At 39.1% G+C, this 17,051-nt stretch carries 13 protein-coding genes, 1 other RNA gene and 1 pseudogene; 10 read left to right on the top strand and 5 right to left on the bottom strand.

What is annotated here, in order from left to right:
* The first annotated feature begins 22 nt into the window (after positions 1-22).
* The 6 genes from rnr to A8L44_RS12045 all read left to right on the top strand — a co-directional run bounded on the left by rnr (position 23) and on the right by A8L44_RS12045 (position 6,574).
* Positions 23-2,389, top strand: a complete 2,367-nt coding sequence (gene rnr / locus A8L44_RS12020) for a ribonuclease R (RefSeq protein WP_441294137.1) — start codon at positions 23-25, stop codon at positions 2,387-2,389.
* Between the two features lie 204 nt (positions 2,390-2,593).
* A complete protein-coding gene (locus A8L44_RS12025; RefSeq protein ID WP_066106284.1) occupies positions 2,594-3,976 on the top strand; it encodes an L-cystine transporter in 1,383 nt (460 codons plus the stop codon).
* 137 nt (positions 3,977-4,113) lie between these two features.
* Positions 4,114-4,491, top strand: coding sequence for a RidA family protein (locus A8L44_RS12030; protein WP_066106287.1), 378 nt, complete (start codon positions 4,114-4,116; stop codon positions 4,489-4,491).
* A 67-nt stretch (positions 4,492-4,558) separates the two neighbouring features.
* Positions 4,559-5,023 carry an SsrA-binding protein SmpB gene (gene smpB / locus A8L44_RS12035; RefSeq protein ID WP_066106290.1) on the top strand — a complete coding sequence of 155 codons (465 nt, stop codon included), beginning with the start codon at positions 4,559-4,561 and terminating at the stop codon, positions 5,021-5,023.
* 139 nt (positions 5,024-5,162) lie between these two features.
* Positions 5,163-5,525, top strand: a transfer-messenger RNA (tmRNA) gene (gene ssrA / locus A8L44_RS12040).
* A gap of 176 nt (positions 5,526-5,701) precedes the next feature.
* Positions 5,702-6,574, top strand: coding sequence for a hypothetical protein (locus A8L44_RS12045; protein WP_066106293.1), 873 nt, complete (start codon positions 5,702-5,704; stop codon positions 6,572-6,574).
* Between the two features lie 145 nt (positions 6,575-6,719).
* On the opposite strand, the pseudogene A8L44_RS12050 reads toward A8L44_RS12045, so the two are convergent.
* Positions 6,720-7,639: pseudogene (locus tag A8L44_RS12050) on the bottom strand (aldo/keto reductase).
* A gap of 657 nt (positions 7,640-8,296) precedes the next feature.
* Between A8L44_RS12050 and A8L44_RS12055 the strand changes: the two are divergent.
* Positions 8,297-9,145, top strand: coding sequence for an SAM hydrolase/SAM-dependent halogenase family protein (locus A8L44_RS12055; protein ID WP_066106884.1), 849 nt, complete (start codon positions 8,297-8,299; stop codon positions 9,143-9,145).
* Positions 9,146-9,301: 156 nt separating this feature from the next.
* Here A8L44_RS12055 and A8L44_RS12060 read toward each other — a convergent pair whose 3' ends face one another.
* The 4 genes from A8L44_RS12060 to A8L44_RS12075 form a co-directional block, all read right to left on the bottom strand.
* Entirely contained in the window at positions 9,302-9,940 is a 639-nt protein-coding gene (locus A8L44_RS12060) for a hypothetical protein (protein ID WP_066106296.1), read from the bottom strand.
* Between the two features lie 152 nt (positions 9,941-10,092).
* Positions 10,093-10,773 (bottom strand): hypothetical protein, encoded by a 681-nt coding sequence (locus A8L44_RS12065; RefSeq protein WP_066106299.1) that lies wholly within the window; start codon positions 10,771-10,773, stop codon positions 10,093-10,095.
* 151 nt (positions 10,774-10,924) lie between these two features.
* Positions 10,925-12,532, bottom strand: a complete 1,608-nt coding sequence (locus A8L44_RS12070) for a glycoside hydrolase family 43 protein (RefSeq protein ID WP_066106887.1) — start codon at positions 12,530-12,532, stop codon at positions 10,925-10,927.
* Between the two features lie 78 nt (positions 12,533-12,610).
* Entirely contained in the window at positions 12,611-13,810 is a 1,200-nt protein-coding gene (locus A8L44_RS12075; RefSeq protein ID WP_066106300.1) for an ROK family transcriptional regulator, read from the bottom strand.
* 138 nt (positions 13,811-13,948) lie between these two features.
* On the opposite strand from A8L44_RS12075, the gene A8L44_RS12080 reads away from it, so the two are divergent.
* From A8L44_RS12080 to A8L44_RS12090, 3 genes are all read left to right on the top strand, one after another.
* A complete protein-coding gene (locus A8L44_RS12080; protein ID WP_066106303.1) occupies positions 13,949-15,244 on the top strand; it encodes an extracellular solute-binding protein in 1,296 nt (431 codons plus the stop codon).
* Positions 15,245-15,314: 70 nt separating this feature from the next.
* Entirely contained in the window at positions 15,315-16,193 is an 879-nt protein-coding gene (locus A8L44_RS12085; RefSeq protein ID WP_066106306.1) for a carbohydrate ABC transporter permease, read from the top strand.
* 16 nt (positions 16,194-16,209) lie between these two features.
* Positions 16,210-17,031 carry a carbohydrate ABC transporter permease gene (locus A8L44_RS12090; protein WP_066106309.1) on the top strand — a complete coding sequence of 274 codons (822 nt, stop codon included), beginning with the start codon at positions 16,210-16,212 and terminating at the stop codon, positions 17,029-17,031.
* Positions 17,032-17,051 lie beyond the last annotated feature (20 nt).

Consider the following 17,051-nt stretch of genomic DNA (forward strand, 5'->3'; position numbering starts at 1 on the left):
GGAGGGGTTTGTGATGGATGACATGATACGTCAACATGTAGAAAAGCTGTATTCTTATATGAAAGAAGAAGCTTACAAACCCATGACCGTACAAGAATTAGAGGCAGCAATGGGGGTAGAAGACTCCGGGGATTTCAAGGATTTTGTGAAGGCTCTTGTGTATATGGAGGAGCATGGCCAAATCGTGAGAACTCGTTCTGATCGTTATGGACTGCCAGAACGTATGAACCTTGTAAAAGGGAAGGTATCTGGTCATGCTAAGGGATTTGCTTTTGTGCTACCTGAAGAGAAAGGCATGGATGATATTTTTATTCCTCCGCATGAGTTAAATAATGCGATGCATGGAGATATTGTTATGGTCCGTGTTTCTTCACAATCATCAGGCCAAAGACGGGAAGGCACCATTGTTAAAATCATTGACCGCGGTGTCCAAAATGTCGTAGGGACATATACGGAAACAAGAGGGATTGGTTTTGTAATCCCAGATGATAAAAAAATGGCTAATGATATCTTTATTCCTAACGAGGCGAAGAACGGTGCCGTTGAAGGTCATAAAGTAGTTGTTAAAATAACAAATTACCCAGAAGGCAGAATGTCGGCAGAAGGTGAAGTTATCACGATCTTAGGGCATAAAAATGACCCGGGTGTTGATATTTTATCCATTATTCATAAGTTTGGTTTGCCAGGAGAATTTCCAGAGGATGCACTGGAACAAGCTAATCAAACACCTGAAGTCATAGATGAAAAAGATCTGGCCAATCGTCGTGATCTTAGGGATGAAACGATTGTCACGATTGATGGTGCGGATGCGAAAGACTTGGATGATGCTGTTACAGTAACGAGACTTGATAATGGAAATTATAAATTGGGTGTACATATTGCCGATGTTTCTCATTATGTAACCGAAGGATCGCCAATTGATAAGGAAGCGGCAGAGCGTGCAACAAGTATCTATCTTGTGGATCGAGTTATTCCGATGATACCACATCGACTATCAAATGGAATTTGTTCATTGAATCCACGTGTTGACCGTTTAACATTATCATGTGAAATGGAGATTGATTCTGAAGGAACTGTTGTTTCCCATGAGATTTTCCAGAGTGTCATTAAAACAACAGAGCGTATGACGTATTCAGATGTGAATGAGATTCTTGTTGATAAGAACGCAGAATTGATTGAGCGCTATGAACCGCTTGTTCCGATGTTTGAGGAAATGGAGAAATTGGCTGGAATTCTTCGCGAAAAACGGATGCGCAGAGGAGCCATTGACTTTGATTTTAAAGAAGCAAAAATCCTTGTTGATGAGAATGGAGAACCAACCGATGTTGTTCTTCGTACACGATCTGTTGCAGAAAAATTAATTGAAGAATTTATGTTGGCAGCTAACGAAACAGTGGCTGAGCATTTCCATTGGATGGACGTGCCGTTCCTTTACCGGATCCACGAAGATCCAAATGAAGAGAAGCTGAGAAAGTTCTTCGACTTTATCGTAAACTTTGGTTATATCGTTCGTGGTACGGCGAATTCCATTCACCCACGTGCTTTGCAGGAAATCATTGAAGCGGTACAGGGAAAACCAGAAGAAATGGTTGTATCGACAGTCATGCTTCGCTCCATGAAGCAAGCAAAATATGATCCTGAAAGCTTGGGACACTTTGGATTGTCGACAGATTATTATACTCACTTTACATCACCGATCCGCCGTTATCCGGACTTAATTGTTCACCGCTTAATTCGTACGTATTTAATTAATGGAGATTTAAGCAAAGAGACGCAGGAAAAATGGAATGAAAGACTTGGTGAGATTGCCCAGCATACTTCCTCAATGGAAAGACGGGCAGTAGATGCTGAGCGTGAAACGGATGATCTGAAGAAAGCTGAATACATGGAAGATAAAGTTGGCGAAGAGTTTGACGGAATTATCAGTTCTGTCACAAACTTCGGTATGTTTGTTGAGCTATCCAACACAATTGAAGGTCTTGTCCATGTCAGCTATATGACAGATGATTATTATCATTTTGACGACCGTCAATATGCGATGATTGGTGAACGTACAGCTAAGGTTTTCCGAATCGGAGACGAGATTACCGTAAAGGTCATTAATGTAAATAAAGATGAGCGTACCATAGACTTTGAAATTGTGGGGATGAAAGACAATCGTGAACGGGTTTCCGGTGAAAAACGTATTTTTAAAGCAGAACCGGGTAAAAACCGCCGCAAGGATTCTTCCAGACCACAGGGAGGAAATGGAGACAAACGCGGTCCTAAAGGACAGGCCAAAGGTAAGCCGGGAGAAAGCTCTGATAAAAAAGGCCCGAGAAAGAAAAAGAAGTTTTATGAAAACGCACCGGCGGCTAAGCGCAAATCCGGTAAGAAGAAAAAACGATAATAAGCAGAGGAGAGCTGACTTATGTTGGCTCTCTTTTCTTTGTGTTAGATTTGTAGTTATATTTACCATGTTGAGGTATATAGATAAAAAAGAATTGATGATATAGAAAAACAGATTGTCTAGTCATAATACTGTACAATAGATATTATAATCTATATAATACTTATGTATTTAGTATGAATTAAAAGGGGGGGAGAGATTGAATTGGATACGACCTTAGTTATTATAAATATACTTATTTTGTTAGCATTAGTCGGTGTACTTTTCTATATGCAAAAGAAACATGTTTCCTTTTCAAAACGAGTATTTACAGGTCTTGGATTAGGAATTCTTTTAGGAGTATTCCTTCAATTGGCATTTGATCCTGAGAGTGCTGTATTGGCAGATACAAAAAACTGGTACAGTATTGTTGGAACAGGATATGTCAGCTTTTTGAAAATGATTGTTATGCCTTTGATTGTTGTGTCGATAATATCAGCTATCATTCGCTTAAAAGGGCAGGCTGGAGTTGGTAAAATCAGTTTCTCTATTATTGGAGTTCTAGTTTTAACAACAGCTATAGCGGCTGCTGTTGGAATTGGCAGTGCTCTAACGTTTGATTTATCAGCTGATCATCTTGAATCTGGCGAAGCAGAGGAAGCACGTTCTGCACAATTAGAAGAAACAATGGTTCAAGTAGAGAACCAAAGCTTTCCAGAACGTATTTTGCAGGTCATCCCAACAAATCCGTTTCTTGATTTGACTGGTCAACGACCTACCTCTACAATCGCAACTGTTATTTTTGCAGCGTTTGTTGGAATTGCGGCAATGGGTGTTAGAAGAAAGGCACCTGCAGAATTTGAAACATTTGAGAAAATCATTAATGCCTTATATAAAATTGTCATGCGAATCGTTACGTTGATTCTTCGTTTAACACCGTATGGTATTTTAGCATTGATGGCTACAACCATTGCTAATACAAATGTACAGGGAATCATTGAATTATCTACATTTGTTATTGCTTCCTATGTAGCACTGATCGTGATGTTCCTGATCCACTTAGTTATATTATTCTTTAGCGGTCTAAATCCAATGCAATATGTTAAGAAAATGGGTCCATTACTTACGTTTGCTTTTACATCCCGGTCCAGTGCGGCAGCTATTCCTATTAATATAGAGACTCAAACCAAACAATTTGGTAACTCTGAAGGAATCGCTAACTTTGCTTCTTCATTAGGAGCGTCTATTGGTCAAAATGGATGTGCAGGAATCTACCCGGCTATGCTGGCTGTAATGATTGCACCGGATCCTCTAGATCCCGTTTTCCTTATTCAATTAGTCATCATTGTTGCTATCAGTTCATTTGGTGTAGCGGGTGTTGGCGGAGGAGCTACCTTTGCCGCATTAATCGTATTATCCAGCATGAACCTGCCAATTGGTATAGCAGCCTTACTGATCTCTGTAGAACCATTAATTGATATGGGAAGAACAGCTCTTAATGTCAGCGGTTCTGCAACAGCAGGATTAGTAACCGGCCGTATGACAGGCGAATTGAACAAAGAAGTATACAATGGTAAAATGGTTGAAATGAATTCACTTGAAGCATAAAAGAGTAAGGAAGAATGCGTAATTGTTGCATCTTCCTTTTTTCTTTAAGTCCGCATCCCATTCCTGATGGAAGGATAAGAGGACATTTCAATCGAATACTAAAGGTATGGAATTTAGCGAAATGGAGGAATACTAGAATGAGTAAGATTACGATTCAAACAGCTAAAGCACCGGCCGCAATCGGGCCATATTCTCAAGCCATTCGAGTGAATGGGTTTATTTATACATCAGGCCAGCTAGGATTAGATCCTGAAACGGGCGAATTAAAAGATGGTGTGAAGGAACAAACTCACCAAGCATTTAAAAATATTCAGGCCATTTTAAACGAAGAAGGCCTTGGTTTGGACCAAATTGTGAAGACAACGGTCTTCCTGAATGATATGAATGATTTTGCAGCAGTTAATGAAGTATACGCAACCTACTTTACCGGCAGCTTTCCGGCAAGGAGTGCGGTAGAAGTAGCGCGCCTTCCAAAAGACGGACTTGTAGAAATAGAAGCCATTGCTGTAGTATGATAAAAGGAGAGCCTGATATTCGCTCTTTATTCACCTAACCCATATAAAGAGAGAGGGGGCAATTAATATGCCAAAAGGTTCAGGAAAGGTAATCGGCCAAAATAAAAAAGCGTACCATGATTACTTTATCGAGGAAACCTATGAAGCAGGAATTGTTTTGCAGGGAACTGAGATAAAATCGATTCGAAATGGTCGTGTGAACTTAAAGGATTCCTATGCAAGGATTATTAATGGGGAAGTATTCTTAATGGGAATGCACATTAGCCCATATGAGCAGGGTAACCGCTATAATCACGACCCATTGCGTGTGCGTAAGCTACTTTTGCATAATAAGGAAATCAGTAAATTAATTGGTTCCACAAAAGAACAGGGATATGCACTTGTTCCATTGAAGCTGTATTTAAAGAACGGTTTTGCCAAAGTTTTGATCGGTTTAGGTAAGGGTAAAAAGAATTATGATAAACGTGAAGACTTGAAGAGAAAAGAAGCAAAGCGTGAAATCGAACGAGCGTTCAAAGAACGTCAGCGTTAAGCTTTGACTGGTACTCTCACCAAGTTCTTACAATTGAATTTCACATTCATTATGTTATAATTACTTATGTACCACAATTGAATAGAAGCAACGCTCAAAGTACGCTTCTTCATTTCGTACGATCCACATTTCTTATCATGGGGACGTTACGGATTCGACAGGGGTAGTTCGAGCTTATGTTGCGAGTCGAGGGGATCGGCCTCGTTAAAACGTCACAGCCTATAACTGGCAAACAAAACAACAACTTAGCTTTCGCTGCTTAATAACAGTCGATAAGCTGTTCCTCCCTCCATCGTCCATGTGGTAGGGTAAGGGACTCAACTTTAGTGGACTACGCCGGATCTCACCGTCTGAGGGAGAAGGAAGAGAATAACCAGACTAGCTGTCCGGACGCCTGTCGATAGGCATAAGGCACAGCGAATCGCCAATATATCGACTACACTCGTAGATGCATAAGTGCCGTTATCTTTGGACGTGGGTTCGACTCCCACCGTCTCCACCAAATACATAATTTTGGTGGTTTTTGTTTTATATATGACATAAAGCATAAATTTTCCGCTTCGGAAGGTTTATGCTTTTTTTTTGAGGAATCAGTCTTGTTATAATTATACCGTTTTTTGGTATATAGGATTATCTGGCATCATAACGTGGTAGACGACAAAGAAAGGGGTGAGTAAAATGTTGAAACAGATGGGTATCGTGCTAGCTTTAACAAGCATTTACCTTGCTGGATGCTCGCATGAAGATGCAGCTACGGATAAAAAAGCAGGGGAGAAACATGAAGAATCAGCTCAACCTGTAACAACAGAAAAATCTTCAACGGATCAGAAGGAAGACAGCGAATCTGCCAACGGAAGCCCTGTAAAAGCTGAACAAAACGACTCACATGATGCCTCATTATCTCAGGAAAAAGTAATAAAAGATGCCAAGGAACAAATCAAAGGCTCAATATCTCCTAAGCTACCCATACATCTTCCGCTATCGTCTGAGGACAAGAATCTAAGTGCGGCGACCCTTTCGGAATCTGATATGTATCGCGTTATATTTTTTGAAAGCGAAAAAATGATACCAGTCAACAGTAAAGAGTTGAACAATAGTACCATTGCAAAACCGATTGCTGTAATAGAAGTCCATCAGTATAAAACTGAAGAAGAGGCTAAATCAAAAATCGGCTATATACAGCCTGAGGGGATCCAGGCAGGGAATCCTATAGATCTGGGTCATTCCATCCAAGGATATGAGGACGCAGGGGCAGGACATAAGTGGCTAAATTGGCATGAAGGAAGATGGTATCTACAAGTCCAAGCCTCCAATATAGAAGGCAACAGTGACTACGTCCCGCTCGCTAAACAAATGGTCTCCTATCTTGAAAGCAACCAACTGCCAGTGCCCCATGAATATGGTTCTGTAAAAGCGGATATAGATTCGCAAAAAGCAGGCAATAACCGTATTTCTTGGCAGGAAGGTACAGTCGTTTATACGGTCTCCGAAGTGGCAGACCCCATTGACATGCTAGCGATAGCTTGCAATTTTGATGAAACGAAAGAATAAGTGTTGGTATAGATAGAGAATAGTTTTAGTGAAATTGATGACTTTCTAATAAGATAAGAAGAGCCTCAATTCAAATAGGATAACACTGGAAAGGAAAGTGTCTTCCTAAGTGTATCTTAAGGCTCTTCATTTTATTCGGAAGATTTTAAGGCAATATATGCCCGCTGTTCAAATAAAGGCGATACCATTCTTCACGGCTTAACTGTAATTCATTGCCCCGAATAATGTCAGCCATCCGTTTTTGATTAGTTGTACCAGCAATCAACTGAATGTTTGCTGGGTGTCGCAAAATCCAAGCTGCTGCAATAGCGGTTGGAGTTGTTTCATATTTATCAGCTAACTCTGTAAGAGTCTCGTTCAATTCGGGGAACTTCTCATCATTCCCGATAAAAACGCCTTCAAAGAAACCATATTGAAAAGGTGACCAAGCTTGGATGGTTATATCATGGAGTCTGCAATAATCTAGGACACTACCATCCCTCTCAACGGCGCCTTCTGTTTGCATATTCACTTCCATCCCATTAGCAATCATGTTCGAAAAGGGGAGGCTTAGTTGCAGTTGGTTTACAATGATCGGCTGCTTTACATATTTTTTTAACAATTCAATTTGCATTGGCTTATGATTGGATACGCCAAATTGACGGACTTTGCCAGAGCTCTCTAAGGTATCGAATGCTTCAGCTACTTCCTCAGGATCTACCAAAGCGTCTGGACGATGAAGTACCAGTGCATCTAAGTAATCGGTGTCCAGGCGTGTTAGTATTTTATCGACAGACGTTAAGATATGCTCTTTTGATAAGTCATACATAGTACCCGGCTTGATCCCGCATTTTGATTGCAGGATTACATCTTCTCTGTTATATCCCGCAATCTTTAAGGCCTTACCAAACTTGGATTCACAAATGCCATTTCCATAAATATCAGCATGGTCAAAGAAATTCAGCCCATTCTACAAAAAGTAAGATGTGCTGCTAAATTGTCATCATTCATAGAATCAATTCTCATACAGCCTACAGCAATAGCTGGAACGCTTAAACTGCTGCTACCAAGTTTTATCCTTTTCATGCTTATTCCTCCATCCATTTAAAAAACTCTTATTTTTCTATCTATGTTAGCGACTGATTATACCGGAAAACAGTGTATCCCTCATCGTAATCTGTACGCTGTCCCCATTTTACTATAATTCAGAAAATTTTTATGGATGACTCTATTCCTGTGTTAAAAGAATTACAGTCGAAATTTAGACGAGCATGTAGACACACTTTATAAGATATAGACAATGTAAAAAAAGAATAGGGAATTCATCAGTTTTATCGATTATTGTTTCCATATTTGGATAATGTATATTGACAAAGCATAATCAAGCTCATTATAATTTTAATAATTCAAAATATTATAAAGTATGGAAGAGGAGAGTAGATTCTGGATATTTCTCTTTTAGAGAGCTTCGGCAGCTGAAAAGGAGCGGGAAGTACCATTATTGAAAATGGCCTCTGAGCCTCGTGCTGAAAGTATAATTTATTAATTATATGAATAGGTTTCGACGAGATTTGGTACTCGTTATCCATATCAGAGTGTAGGAAGCGTTGATTCGTTTTTACGCTTACGAAGGCTGTTTATGTGAGTAAGCAGCGAATTAAGGTGGAACCACGTGAAGTCACACCACGTCCTCATCATGGTAAGGACGTGGTGTTTTTTATTTTGGACAAAGAAATGGGTGGGATGAAGTTGAAACGTTTATTAGTTTTTCAATCAGATTTTGGATTAAGTGATGGGGCTGTAAGTGCTATGTATGGAGTAGCGCTTTCTGTCGAGCCATCTTTAAAGATTAGTAATAATACGCATGATATTCCAACGTTTAATATATGGGAAGGCTCATACCGTCTATTGCAGGCTATTTCTTATTGGCCGGAAGGAACGGTATTTGTATCGGTGGTAGATCCGGGTGTAGGATGCGATCGCCGAAGTATCGTTGCAAAGACCTCTGGTGGACACTATGTGGTCACGCCTGATAACGGTACCCTATCCCATATCAAAAATAAAATTGGCATCACGGAAGCAAGAGTGATAGATGAGAAGGTAAATCGTTTGCCGCGTTCAGGAGAATCCTACACTTTCCACGGGCGTGATGTTTATGCGTATACAGGGGCAAGGATTGCAGCTGGGGTGATTAGTTTTGAGGAAGTGGGGCCGGAAATACCTGTTGATTCCCTTATTGAACTACCTCTTTATGAGGCATACATACATGATCATAAGATTACCGGTATTATTGAAATTCTTGATATTCGATTTGGAAATCTATGGACGAATATTTCGCGAGAACTCTTTAGAAAACTGGAAATCTCACTGGGAGATAAGGTCTGGGTTCAAATTGAAAAGGATGGAACAGTGAGGTTTGAGGAAGAGGTTGTATATGGCAGATCTTTTGCAGACAGTGCATTAGAGGAAGCCATTCTTTATGTTAATTCACTTGATAATCTGGGGCTGGCCCTAAATCAAAAATCATTCGCTGATACTTATCACATTAGTACGGGCAGTAATTGGCGCATTACCATTCGTAAAGCGCCATAATTGATGAAGGTTTGTCTAACCTTCCTTAAATACATCATTGAGACGTATTATGCGACTTAAGCATGGGTGGTGTGTTTTTCAGAACAAGGGGTTATTTTAGGTTAGATATTTTACTGCTAGTGTTGTTTAATATTGTTTTTCTCCTTTCAGCTAATGCTAAAATTGCATTTCGATGGAGATAATTCTTTTTGATTCATCTATCCACAGGCAAAGTGTTTGTGTGTGATGAGAGAAATAACGCAGAGCATGCGAATTTTTTAGGGAATCATTCAGAATCCAATTTGAGAGTTGAAAACCAAATGAAGGGCTTTCCGTGTTTTCTTTTAAATAGGCTAGTACTAGATCAAACTCCTTGTCCTCGTAGGAATTGATTTTCTCTGGAATTACTCTATACGGACTTGAAGGTGAGAATTGAACTTGTTGAAGTTGTTTGCTTTGTGGAAAAAGGCTCTTAATAACAGGGTTTAAGGGATTAGACATGAGATGCTTTAAAGAATCATTATTGGGCTTAGCCAACATGATCTCAATCGGTTTATCATTCACTATAAATTCTTTTCGCTCATCGAAGTGCAAGATGATTTCTCGCAGCTCCTTATCCTTGATAAGGCCATTTTTTATCGGATAATAAGTAACGCTATCGCTCAACTGTGCACTTAATAATAGGAAAAATTGCGTCAGAAGGGAATATTGTTTTGGCACTCCATTACCATCAATGGATTTGCTCCTGAAGAAAGGAGAGCTATCCTCTTCTTCATCAATAAAAAAATCTCTATTAAAAGGTTCTAGCCAATTCAAATGAACTCCCCCAATAACTATGATTTATTTTATTGTCTTATATTTCCTTTAAATGCGCATCTGTTATTTATCGTAAATGGAGTTTAACCTAATAAGAAATAGAGCTTTAAAGAGACCAAGCTGATTTTCATTGGGTTGGTCTCTTTGGATATTCAACCGAGAGCCAGTTTTTTGCCCCCCTGATAACGATCCTGATACCTTTTTGTAAACACAAGAGAGATGAGTAAGATTAATTCAAACGCATTGGTGATTGCGCCGCTTTCAATTGGGATCTTGACCATGCTCCCGACAATCATAAGTGCGGTTCCAACGAATATCCAATACCAACCTGTCCTTTTCCAAAGAATAATGGATGACACAAGAAGTGCCAGTGTGACCATTAAAATCATGATTGGCGGTCCTTGTGGAGAATTGGTTGAAGAATAGCTTAGAATGCCATAGCTTTTTTCCGCTTTTAGTGAGAGGTCCCACACAACTGTAAATAGTTCTATCAAAAAAGCAATTAGTGTAAAGGCAACTGTAATCAGTATGGCTGAGGTGGTATTCACCCACTTGACCCTAGCACGTTTAAGTACATCCCAGGAAAATAAAATTAACAAAGGTGTAAAAATCGCATGCATCCAGTATCGAGCAGCATTCAAATTCTCTAAAACTTCTCCCTCCCCAATCCACTTTCCGATGCCAAGAATGGCATTATCATAGATGAGCGGTACAATAACCAGAATTAATACATTCGATACTATGCTAACACCACTCTTTTTTATGGATTGAACCATCATGATGAGCAAGCCGGCATAAAAACAAGCAAACAGTATATACAAAAATGTATCCATCAGAAAACCTCCTCGTTATCCTATACCTTTCCTAAAACAGTAAGGACTTAAACATAGGAATGCTTACGATGTATTTATACATGAGAAAAGAGGATATCCGGTCTGGATATCCTCTCTTAAGCTAATGCAGTCTATTTTACCCCTACGCAAATTATTCATTGACCTTATAAGTAAAGTAATCAAAATCAGCAGCCTTGCCTTCTCCAGATGTATCCTGGCACTGCATGCCTACAAAGGCTCCAGTAAAGAATCCGCCACCTCGGATATAATCATCAGATAGTTTATAAGAGTATAGGGTTACTGGGATTTGTGTCCAAGCTTCTCCGTCAAATGAATAGGAGTAGTGATACGTGTTTGTTTGGACTTCGGAACGTATATAAACATATTCAATTTCATCCGGTACCGGAATTTCATTACCACTCAATGGTCGATCAAAGGTGAAATTATCACATACGGTTAAATCTAGAACTCTACCTTTCTCTTCGTTCCATGTAAGCTGAAGGGCGCTCCAATTTTCCGTGTTGTAATAGTTTACTAAGCCGGCGGCCTGCTGGAATGTGTCCGGGTTAAAAGCCAATTTAGTTTCAGCTGTAAAGTTAAAATGCTGCCAGCGTCTTGCCACAAAAGCCTGTGTGAATTTTGAAGTGAGTGATTCTTTACCGTACAATCGCAAGTGACCTGGTTTGTCTTCCAATGAGAGATAATCTCCTAGAGGAATCCGTAAAGTTTGGAAGTTAAGATTCAATGATTTCTCGTTAAAATCATCTTTTTCAGGATAATCTTTTTCCCATTTTACTTCCTCCATCTTAGGTCCTTCTATTTCAAGAGAAGGCTGATTACCGCCCACTACATACGGCCAATCGTTCTCCCAAGTCAATCGTTGAATGGCTGTTTCACGGCCGAGCGGACAAAACCCTCTTGGATCCAGCAATGCCTGATTCTCTTTAGGAAGAGGGCGTCCGGTTAAATGAACTAAAAACCATTCATCTGTATGAGTGTGAACGATAGAAGCATGGCCCGCTTTTTGTAATGGATTTCTTGGATAAGGAAACGATGTAATTAACGGATTTTCCGGATGTACTTCATATGGTCCATCAATCGTTTTGGAGCGGGCAATGGTTGCCTGGTGATCATATTTTGTTCCACCCTCTGCCGTTAACAGATAGTAGTAGCCATTCCATTTATATAAATGCGGAGCTTCTGTCAGTTTGATGTCGGTTCCTTTAAAGATAATTTTTTTATCTCCAACTAACTTTTTCTCTTCTACACTATATTCCTGAAGTACAATTCCATAGAAACTATGGTTTCCAAGGCGATGATCCCAGACCATATTCACAAGATATTTTTTGCTGTCATCATCATGGAATAAAGATGGATCAAAGCCAGAGCTATTAAGATGGATTGGATCAGACCATTCGCCATCAATCGTTTCACAGGTACTGAGATAATTATGGCTGTCTTTCCACTGTCCGCCTGTCACCTTGACATCTGTATAAATGAGCCAGAACTTCCCATCATGGTAGGAGAGAGCAGGAGCCCAAATACCCCCTGAATCAGGATTTCCCATCATATTTAATTGGCTTAATCTATTTAATGGGCGGGAAACTAATGACCAATTTTTTAAATCCTTAGAGTGATAAATACCGACCCCGGGGAACCATTCAAACGTAGAAACGGCAATATAATAATCTTCGTCACGTCTGCAAATACTTGGATCAGGGTTAAAGCCAGTTAAAATAGGGTTTTGAATTTTCATTATTGTAGCCTCCTTAATATATAAAAAAATAGAAGCGCTTTCATAAATGTGTAATCTTGATTGCGTCAGCAAAGAAAGCAGCTAATATTGATGCACTAATGGATAGGTCTGAATACTTTGATGATACAGGTCGTTATCTAAGAAATGTTCAGTTGAAAAAGCAGCTACGCCCAGTGCGCAAGAATGACTCGCTAAACTTGAATATTGTATATGTAAGTTCTTTTGATGATTAGATAGAGAATGATTTTTTATGGTTTCTACTAATGAAGAGTGAATCCATTTTTCACAGGCGGCCAGGCGATTGCCAAGAATAACTTGATTAGGGTTAAAAATATTAATGATATTATTAATGCCAATCCCAATCGATTTCCCTATTTCACTGAATAATTCAATTGCTGTTAGGTCTTCATTTTCAGCAAGATCAATTAAGTGTTCGAGTGTAATGGCGGGATCATTCATCATGAGCTTCGCCTGACTGACTAGGGCTCTCTCTGATGCATATAATTCCCAGCATCCATGGTCTCCACAGCGGCATTTTTCTCCGCTTCTTTCGATTGTCATGTGACCCAGCTCCCCTGAAAGTCCATTATTGCCCTGATAAAGTTGGTTATTCAGGATTAAGCCGCCGCCGATTCCAAACCCAATACTGATGTATATCATGTTGGTGAAGTTTATTCCGACACCGAATTTTTTTTCGCCATATGCCCCACAGTTTGCTTCATTCTCAACTTTAACAGGTACACAGTATTTCTTTGCGACCATATTTTTCAAATCGATGTTTTTCCAGTTTAAATTGGGAGCCATTAAAATTCTTCCAGTTGTATCAACTGTGCCCGGTACACCAATACCAATCCCGACTAAACCATATGGTGAATCAGGAATGGAAGCAATCATACAATCAATCATTTCATACAGTCTTTTTTTAATATCTTCATAGGTTAGTTCCTGGAATTTTTCCAGTTTTTCTTTGTGGATTTTCCCCTGTAGGTTGGTTACGATTCCTAAAATATAGTTAACTCCAAGATCAACTCCTATGGAATAGCCTGCATTTTCATTGAAGAATAACATAACTGGCCGTCGGCCACCGTTGGATTTGCCAGGTCCGGATTCAGATACGAGCTGTTCCTCTATAAGCTCGGAAACCAATGAAGAGACTGTTCCTTTATTAAGGCCGGTTTTATTGGCCACATCTGTGCGTGATAAAGGAGGAGATTCCTTAATAACATGCATGACCAAAGATTTATTTTCTTTTTTTACAACCTGCTGATTATACGTTTTCAATGGTCCGCCTCATTTCTATCACATTTACTATAATAGTAACATCTAATACTTTGTTTATCTAGTAGACAAACAAAGTATTCCATGATATTCTAAATTTAAGTTTAATAGTAAGTAAAATTAACTATTGGGGGTTTAATTATGCGTAAAAAGAAAGCGTTTTCATTTCTTGCTGGGTTCTTGGCCTTATTTTTAGTTCTAGCGGGATGTTCGTCAGAAACTGAAAAGTCAAACAGTGATGGAAAGAAAGTTGTTAAGTTTATGCACCTATGGCCGGAAGGAAGCTCTAAACAACATCATGAAATTGTTCAGAAAATCGTTGCTGATTATGAGAAGGAACATAAGGATGTTAAGGTTGAGCTTGAAGTACTTAGCAATGAACAATACAAGGATAAAATTAAAGTTTTATCTGCTTCCAATGAACTTCCTGATGTGGGAATGACATGGTCAGCAGGATACCTTCAACCATACGTGGATGGCAAAAAGTTTGCGCCGCTGGATGACATTCTAGAAGGAGATTTAAAGGATTCTTTTGTAGCTGGTACTTCGGAAGCTTACCAAATCGATGGTAAAACGTACGGTCTGCCACTGGAGCTTAATATAGCCTCTGTCTTCTATAATAAGAAAATGTTTAAGGATAATGGCTTAGAAGCTCCAAAAACATTTGATGAGTTAGTAAAGGCCGCAAAAACGCTTGATAAAAATGGAGTTGAGCCAATTGCGCTAGGTAATAAGGATAAATGGACTGGTTCATTATGGTATATGTATTTAGCAGATCGAATTGGCGGGACTGAAGCATTGAAAGGTGCCATTGATCGTTCAGGTTCTTTCGAAGATCCAGCGCTTGTATCTGCCGCTGAAAAAGTACAGGAATTAGTTGATGCAAATGGATTTGTAAACGGATTCAACGGTTTATCTGATGAAGAAGCAAAAAGTATGTTCATGAACAGCCAAGCCGCTATGTATCTAATTGCTACATGGGATTTGCCAAACTACACAACAAATCCAGATGTACCTCAGGAATTTAAAGATCAGGTTGGTTTCTTTGACTTCCCATCTGTTGATGGAAAAGGGGATATGAACAGTTATGTTGGTGGACCTGGAGTAGGATTGTTTGTTTCTGAAGACTCTAAAGTAAAAGAAGAGGCGAAGGATTTCGTATCTTACTTTGTTCAGCAGTGGGGAGAAAAATCTGTCACGGATGCCGGCGTAATACCAGCTACTAAAATTGATGCTGAGAAGCTAGATTTGCCGCAAATGTATGTAGATGTTTTAGGGAAATTAAATAAAGCAACTAATATTACCTTATATGCGGATGTACAATTAAGCTCCGATGCAGCACAGGTTCACTTAGATCAAATTCAAGCTTTATTCGGCAAGGAAACAACTCCAGAGAAATTTGCAAAAGAGCATGAAAAGGCGCTTTCTTCAAAGTAAAACGACAAAGGAAAAAGGATTCATCCTGATACGATGAATCCTTTTCCTACATACAGATGAGGTGGTTTTTATGAATAAGGTGATGTCCAATAAGTGGATTATAGCTATGTATATTCTGCCGGCTTTGTTATTGGTCAGTGTACTGATTTTTATCCCGCTTATTTTGACAGGTTATTATGGACTTATGGATTGGGATGGCATTGGAGCCATGAAGTTTATTGGATTGGAGAACTATATAAATGCAATCCAGGACGCGAAATTTTGGGATAGTGCCTGGCATTCCATTTTACTGGCTATCTTTTCAACATTGAGTTTAGTTATCTATTTAGCTATTTCTCTCATTCTTGCTTCCAAAATAAAAGGGGCAAATTTATTAAGGAAAATTTATTTGATTCCAATGCTGCTATCTTCAGTGGCAATTGCGCAGCTTTGGATTAAAGTGTTCAATCCATCGAACGGAATATTAAATACGATATTGGTTTGGTTTGGGGTTGAAAATCCACCATTATGGTTATCTGATACATCTATCGTTTTATATGCTATTTTTATCCCCATCCTATGGCAGTATGCAGGATTTTATATTTTGATTTATTATGCAGCCCTAAAAAATATACCTGAATCTTTAATTGAAGCAGCAAAAATAGACGGTGCTACTCCATGGCAGATTGCCATGAAGATTAAATTGCCACTGATCATGGGAGTTGTAAAAGTTACAATTGTACTGGCTATTGTTGGTTCACTTAAATATTTCGATCTTATTTATGTTATGACAGGCGGAGGTCCGAACGGATCCAGTGAAGTAATGGCATCCTATATGTATAAGCTGGCTTTCTCATCCTCTAATTTTGGTTACGGCAGTGCAATTGGCTTCCTGTTACTGGTCATTACGTTAATTGTGACGTTTATTATCAATAAACTGACTGCATCCAAGGAAGAAATCCAATATTAGAGAGGAGAGGAAAAGAATGGCTCGTTTTGGAAAGATAGTATTATATACTTGTTTGACAGTTGTTGCGGTCTTTCAGGTGTTCCCAATTATTTGGCTTTTCCTGTTTTCATTAAAGAGCAATCAGGAGATATTTGCGGGTTCGCCCTTTGCTCTTCCCTCCGAATTTAGATGGGAAAACTATTTGAAGGTTTGGGATGGAGGCATAGGATTATACTTTTTTAATAGTATTTGGATTACAGGAGTAGCCATTATTTTGACAGTTCTTTTTGCAAGTATGGCAACTTATGCGATTACGAGGATGCATTGGAAATTCAGTAAGCTGGTGCTTGGTTTGTTTATGATCGGGTTGATGATTCCAATTCACTCAGCATTAATTCCATTGTTCAATATGTTTTTGAACGTAAACTTAATTGATAATCCATGGTCGATTGTTCTTACCTACACTGCATATAATTTACCGATTACGATGATGATTCTGCTTGGCTTCTATACTACATTGCCAAGAGAAATTGAAGAGGCTGCGATCATAGATGGAAGCTCAATCAACCGGATGTTTTTCCGGATTGTCCTGCCAATGTCCATGCCTATTCTTTCTACGACAGTCATCATCAATATGATTTACAATTGGAATGAATTCGTTTTTGTTAATACGTTTATCAGCTCTGATAAATATAAAACCTTAACAGTCGGCATTCAGAATTTTATTGGACAGTATATGACTGACTGGGGTGCCATCGGTGCCACATTAATTATCAGTTTCCTACCATTATTGCTTGCCTTTATTTTCTTTAGTAATAAAGTAATTGAAGGATTATCAGCTAGCGCAGTAAAAGGATAATAGGATAAACCAAAGCGACA

Source organism: Bacillus sp. FJAT-27986 (assembly GCF_001685035.1).
GTDB lineage: Bacteria > Bacillota > Bacilli > Bacillales > Pradoshiaceae > Pradoshia.

What these genes read in the sequence shown, in the direction of transcription:
- rnr (WP_441294137.1), top strand. Translation starts at nt 23, where the DNA reads ATGATACGTCAACATGTAGAAAAGCTGTATTCTTATATGAAAGAAGAA.
- A8L44_RS12030 (WP_066106287.1), top strand. Translation starts at nt 4,114, where the DNA reads ATGAGTAAGATTACGATTCAAACAGCTAAAGCACCGGCCGCAATCGGG.
- smpB (WP_066106290.1), top strand. Translation starts at nt 4,559, where the DNA reads ATGCCAAAAGGTTCAGGAAAGGTAATCGGCCAAAATAAAAAAGCGTAC.
- A8L44_RS12045 (WP_066106293.1), top strand. Translation starts at nt 5,702, where the DNA reads ATGTTGAAACAGATGGGTATCGTGCTAGCTTTAACAAGCATTTACCTT.
- A8L44_RS12055 (WP_066106884.1), top strand. Translation starts at nt 8,297, where the DNA reads ATGAAGTTGAAACGTTTATTAGTTTTTCAATCAGATTTTGGATTAAGT.
- A8L44_RS12065 (WP_066106299.1), bottom strand. Translation starts at nt 10,773, where the DNA reads ATGGATACATTTTTGTATATACTGTTTGCTTGTTTTTATGCCGGCTTG.
- A8L44_RS12080 (WP_066106303.1), top strand. Translation starts at nt 13,949, where the DNA reads ATGCGTAAAAAGAAAGCGTTTTCATTTCTTGCTGGGTTCTTGGCCTTA.
- A8L44_RS12085 (WP_066106306.1), top strand. Translation starts at nt 15,315, where the DNA reads ATGAATAAGGTGATGTCCAATAAGTGGATTATAGCTATGTATATTCTG.
- A8L44_RS12090 (WP_066106309.1), top strand. Translation starts at nt 16,210, where the DNA reads ATGGCTCGTTTTGGAAAGATAGTATTATATACTTGTTTGACAGTTGTT.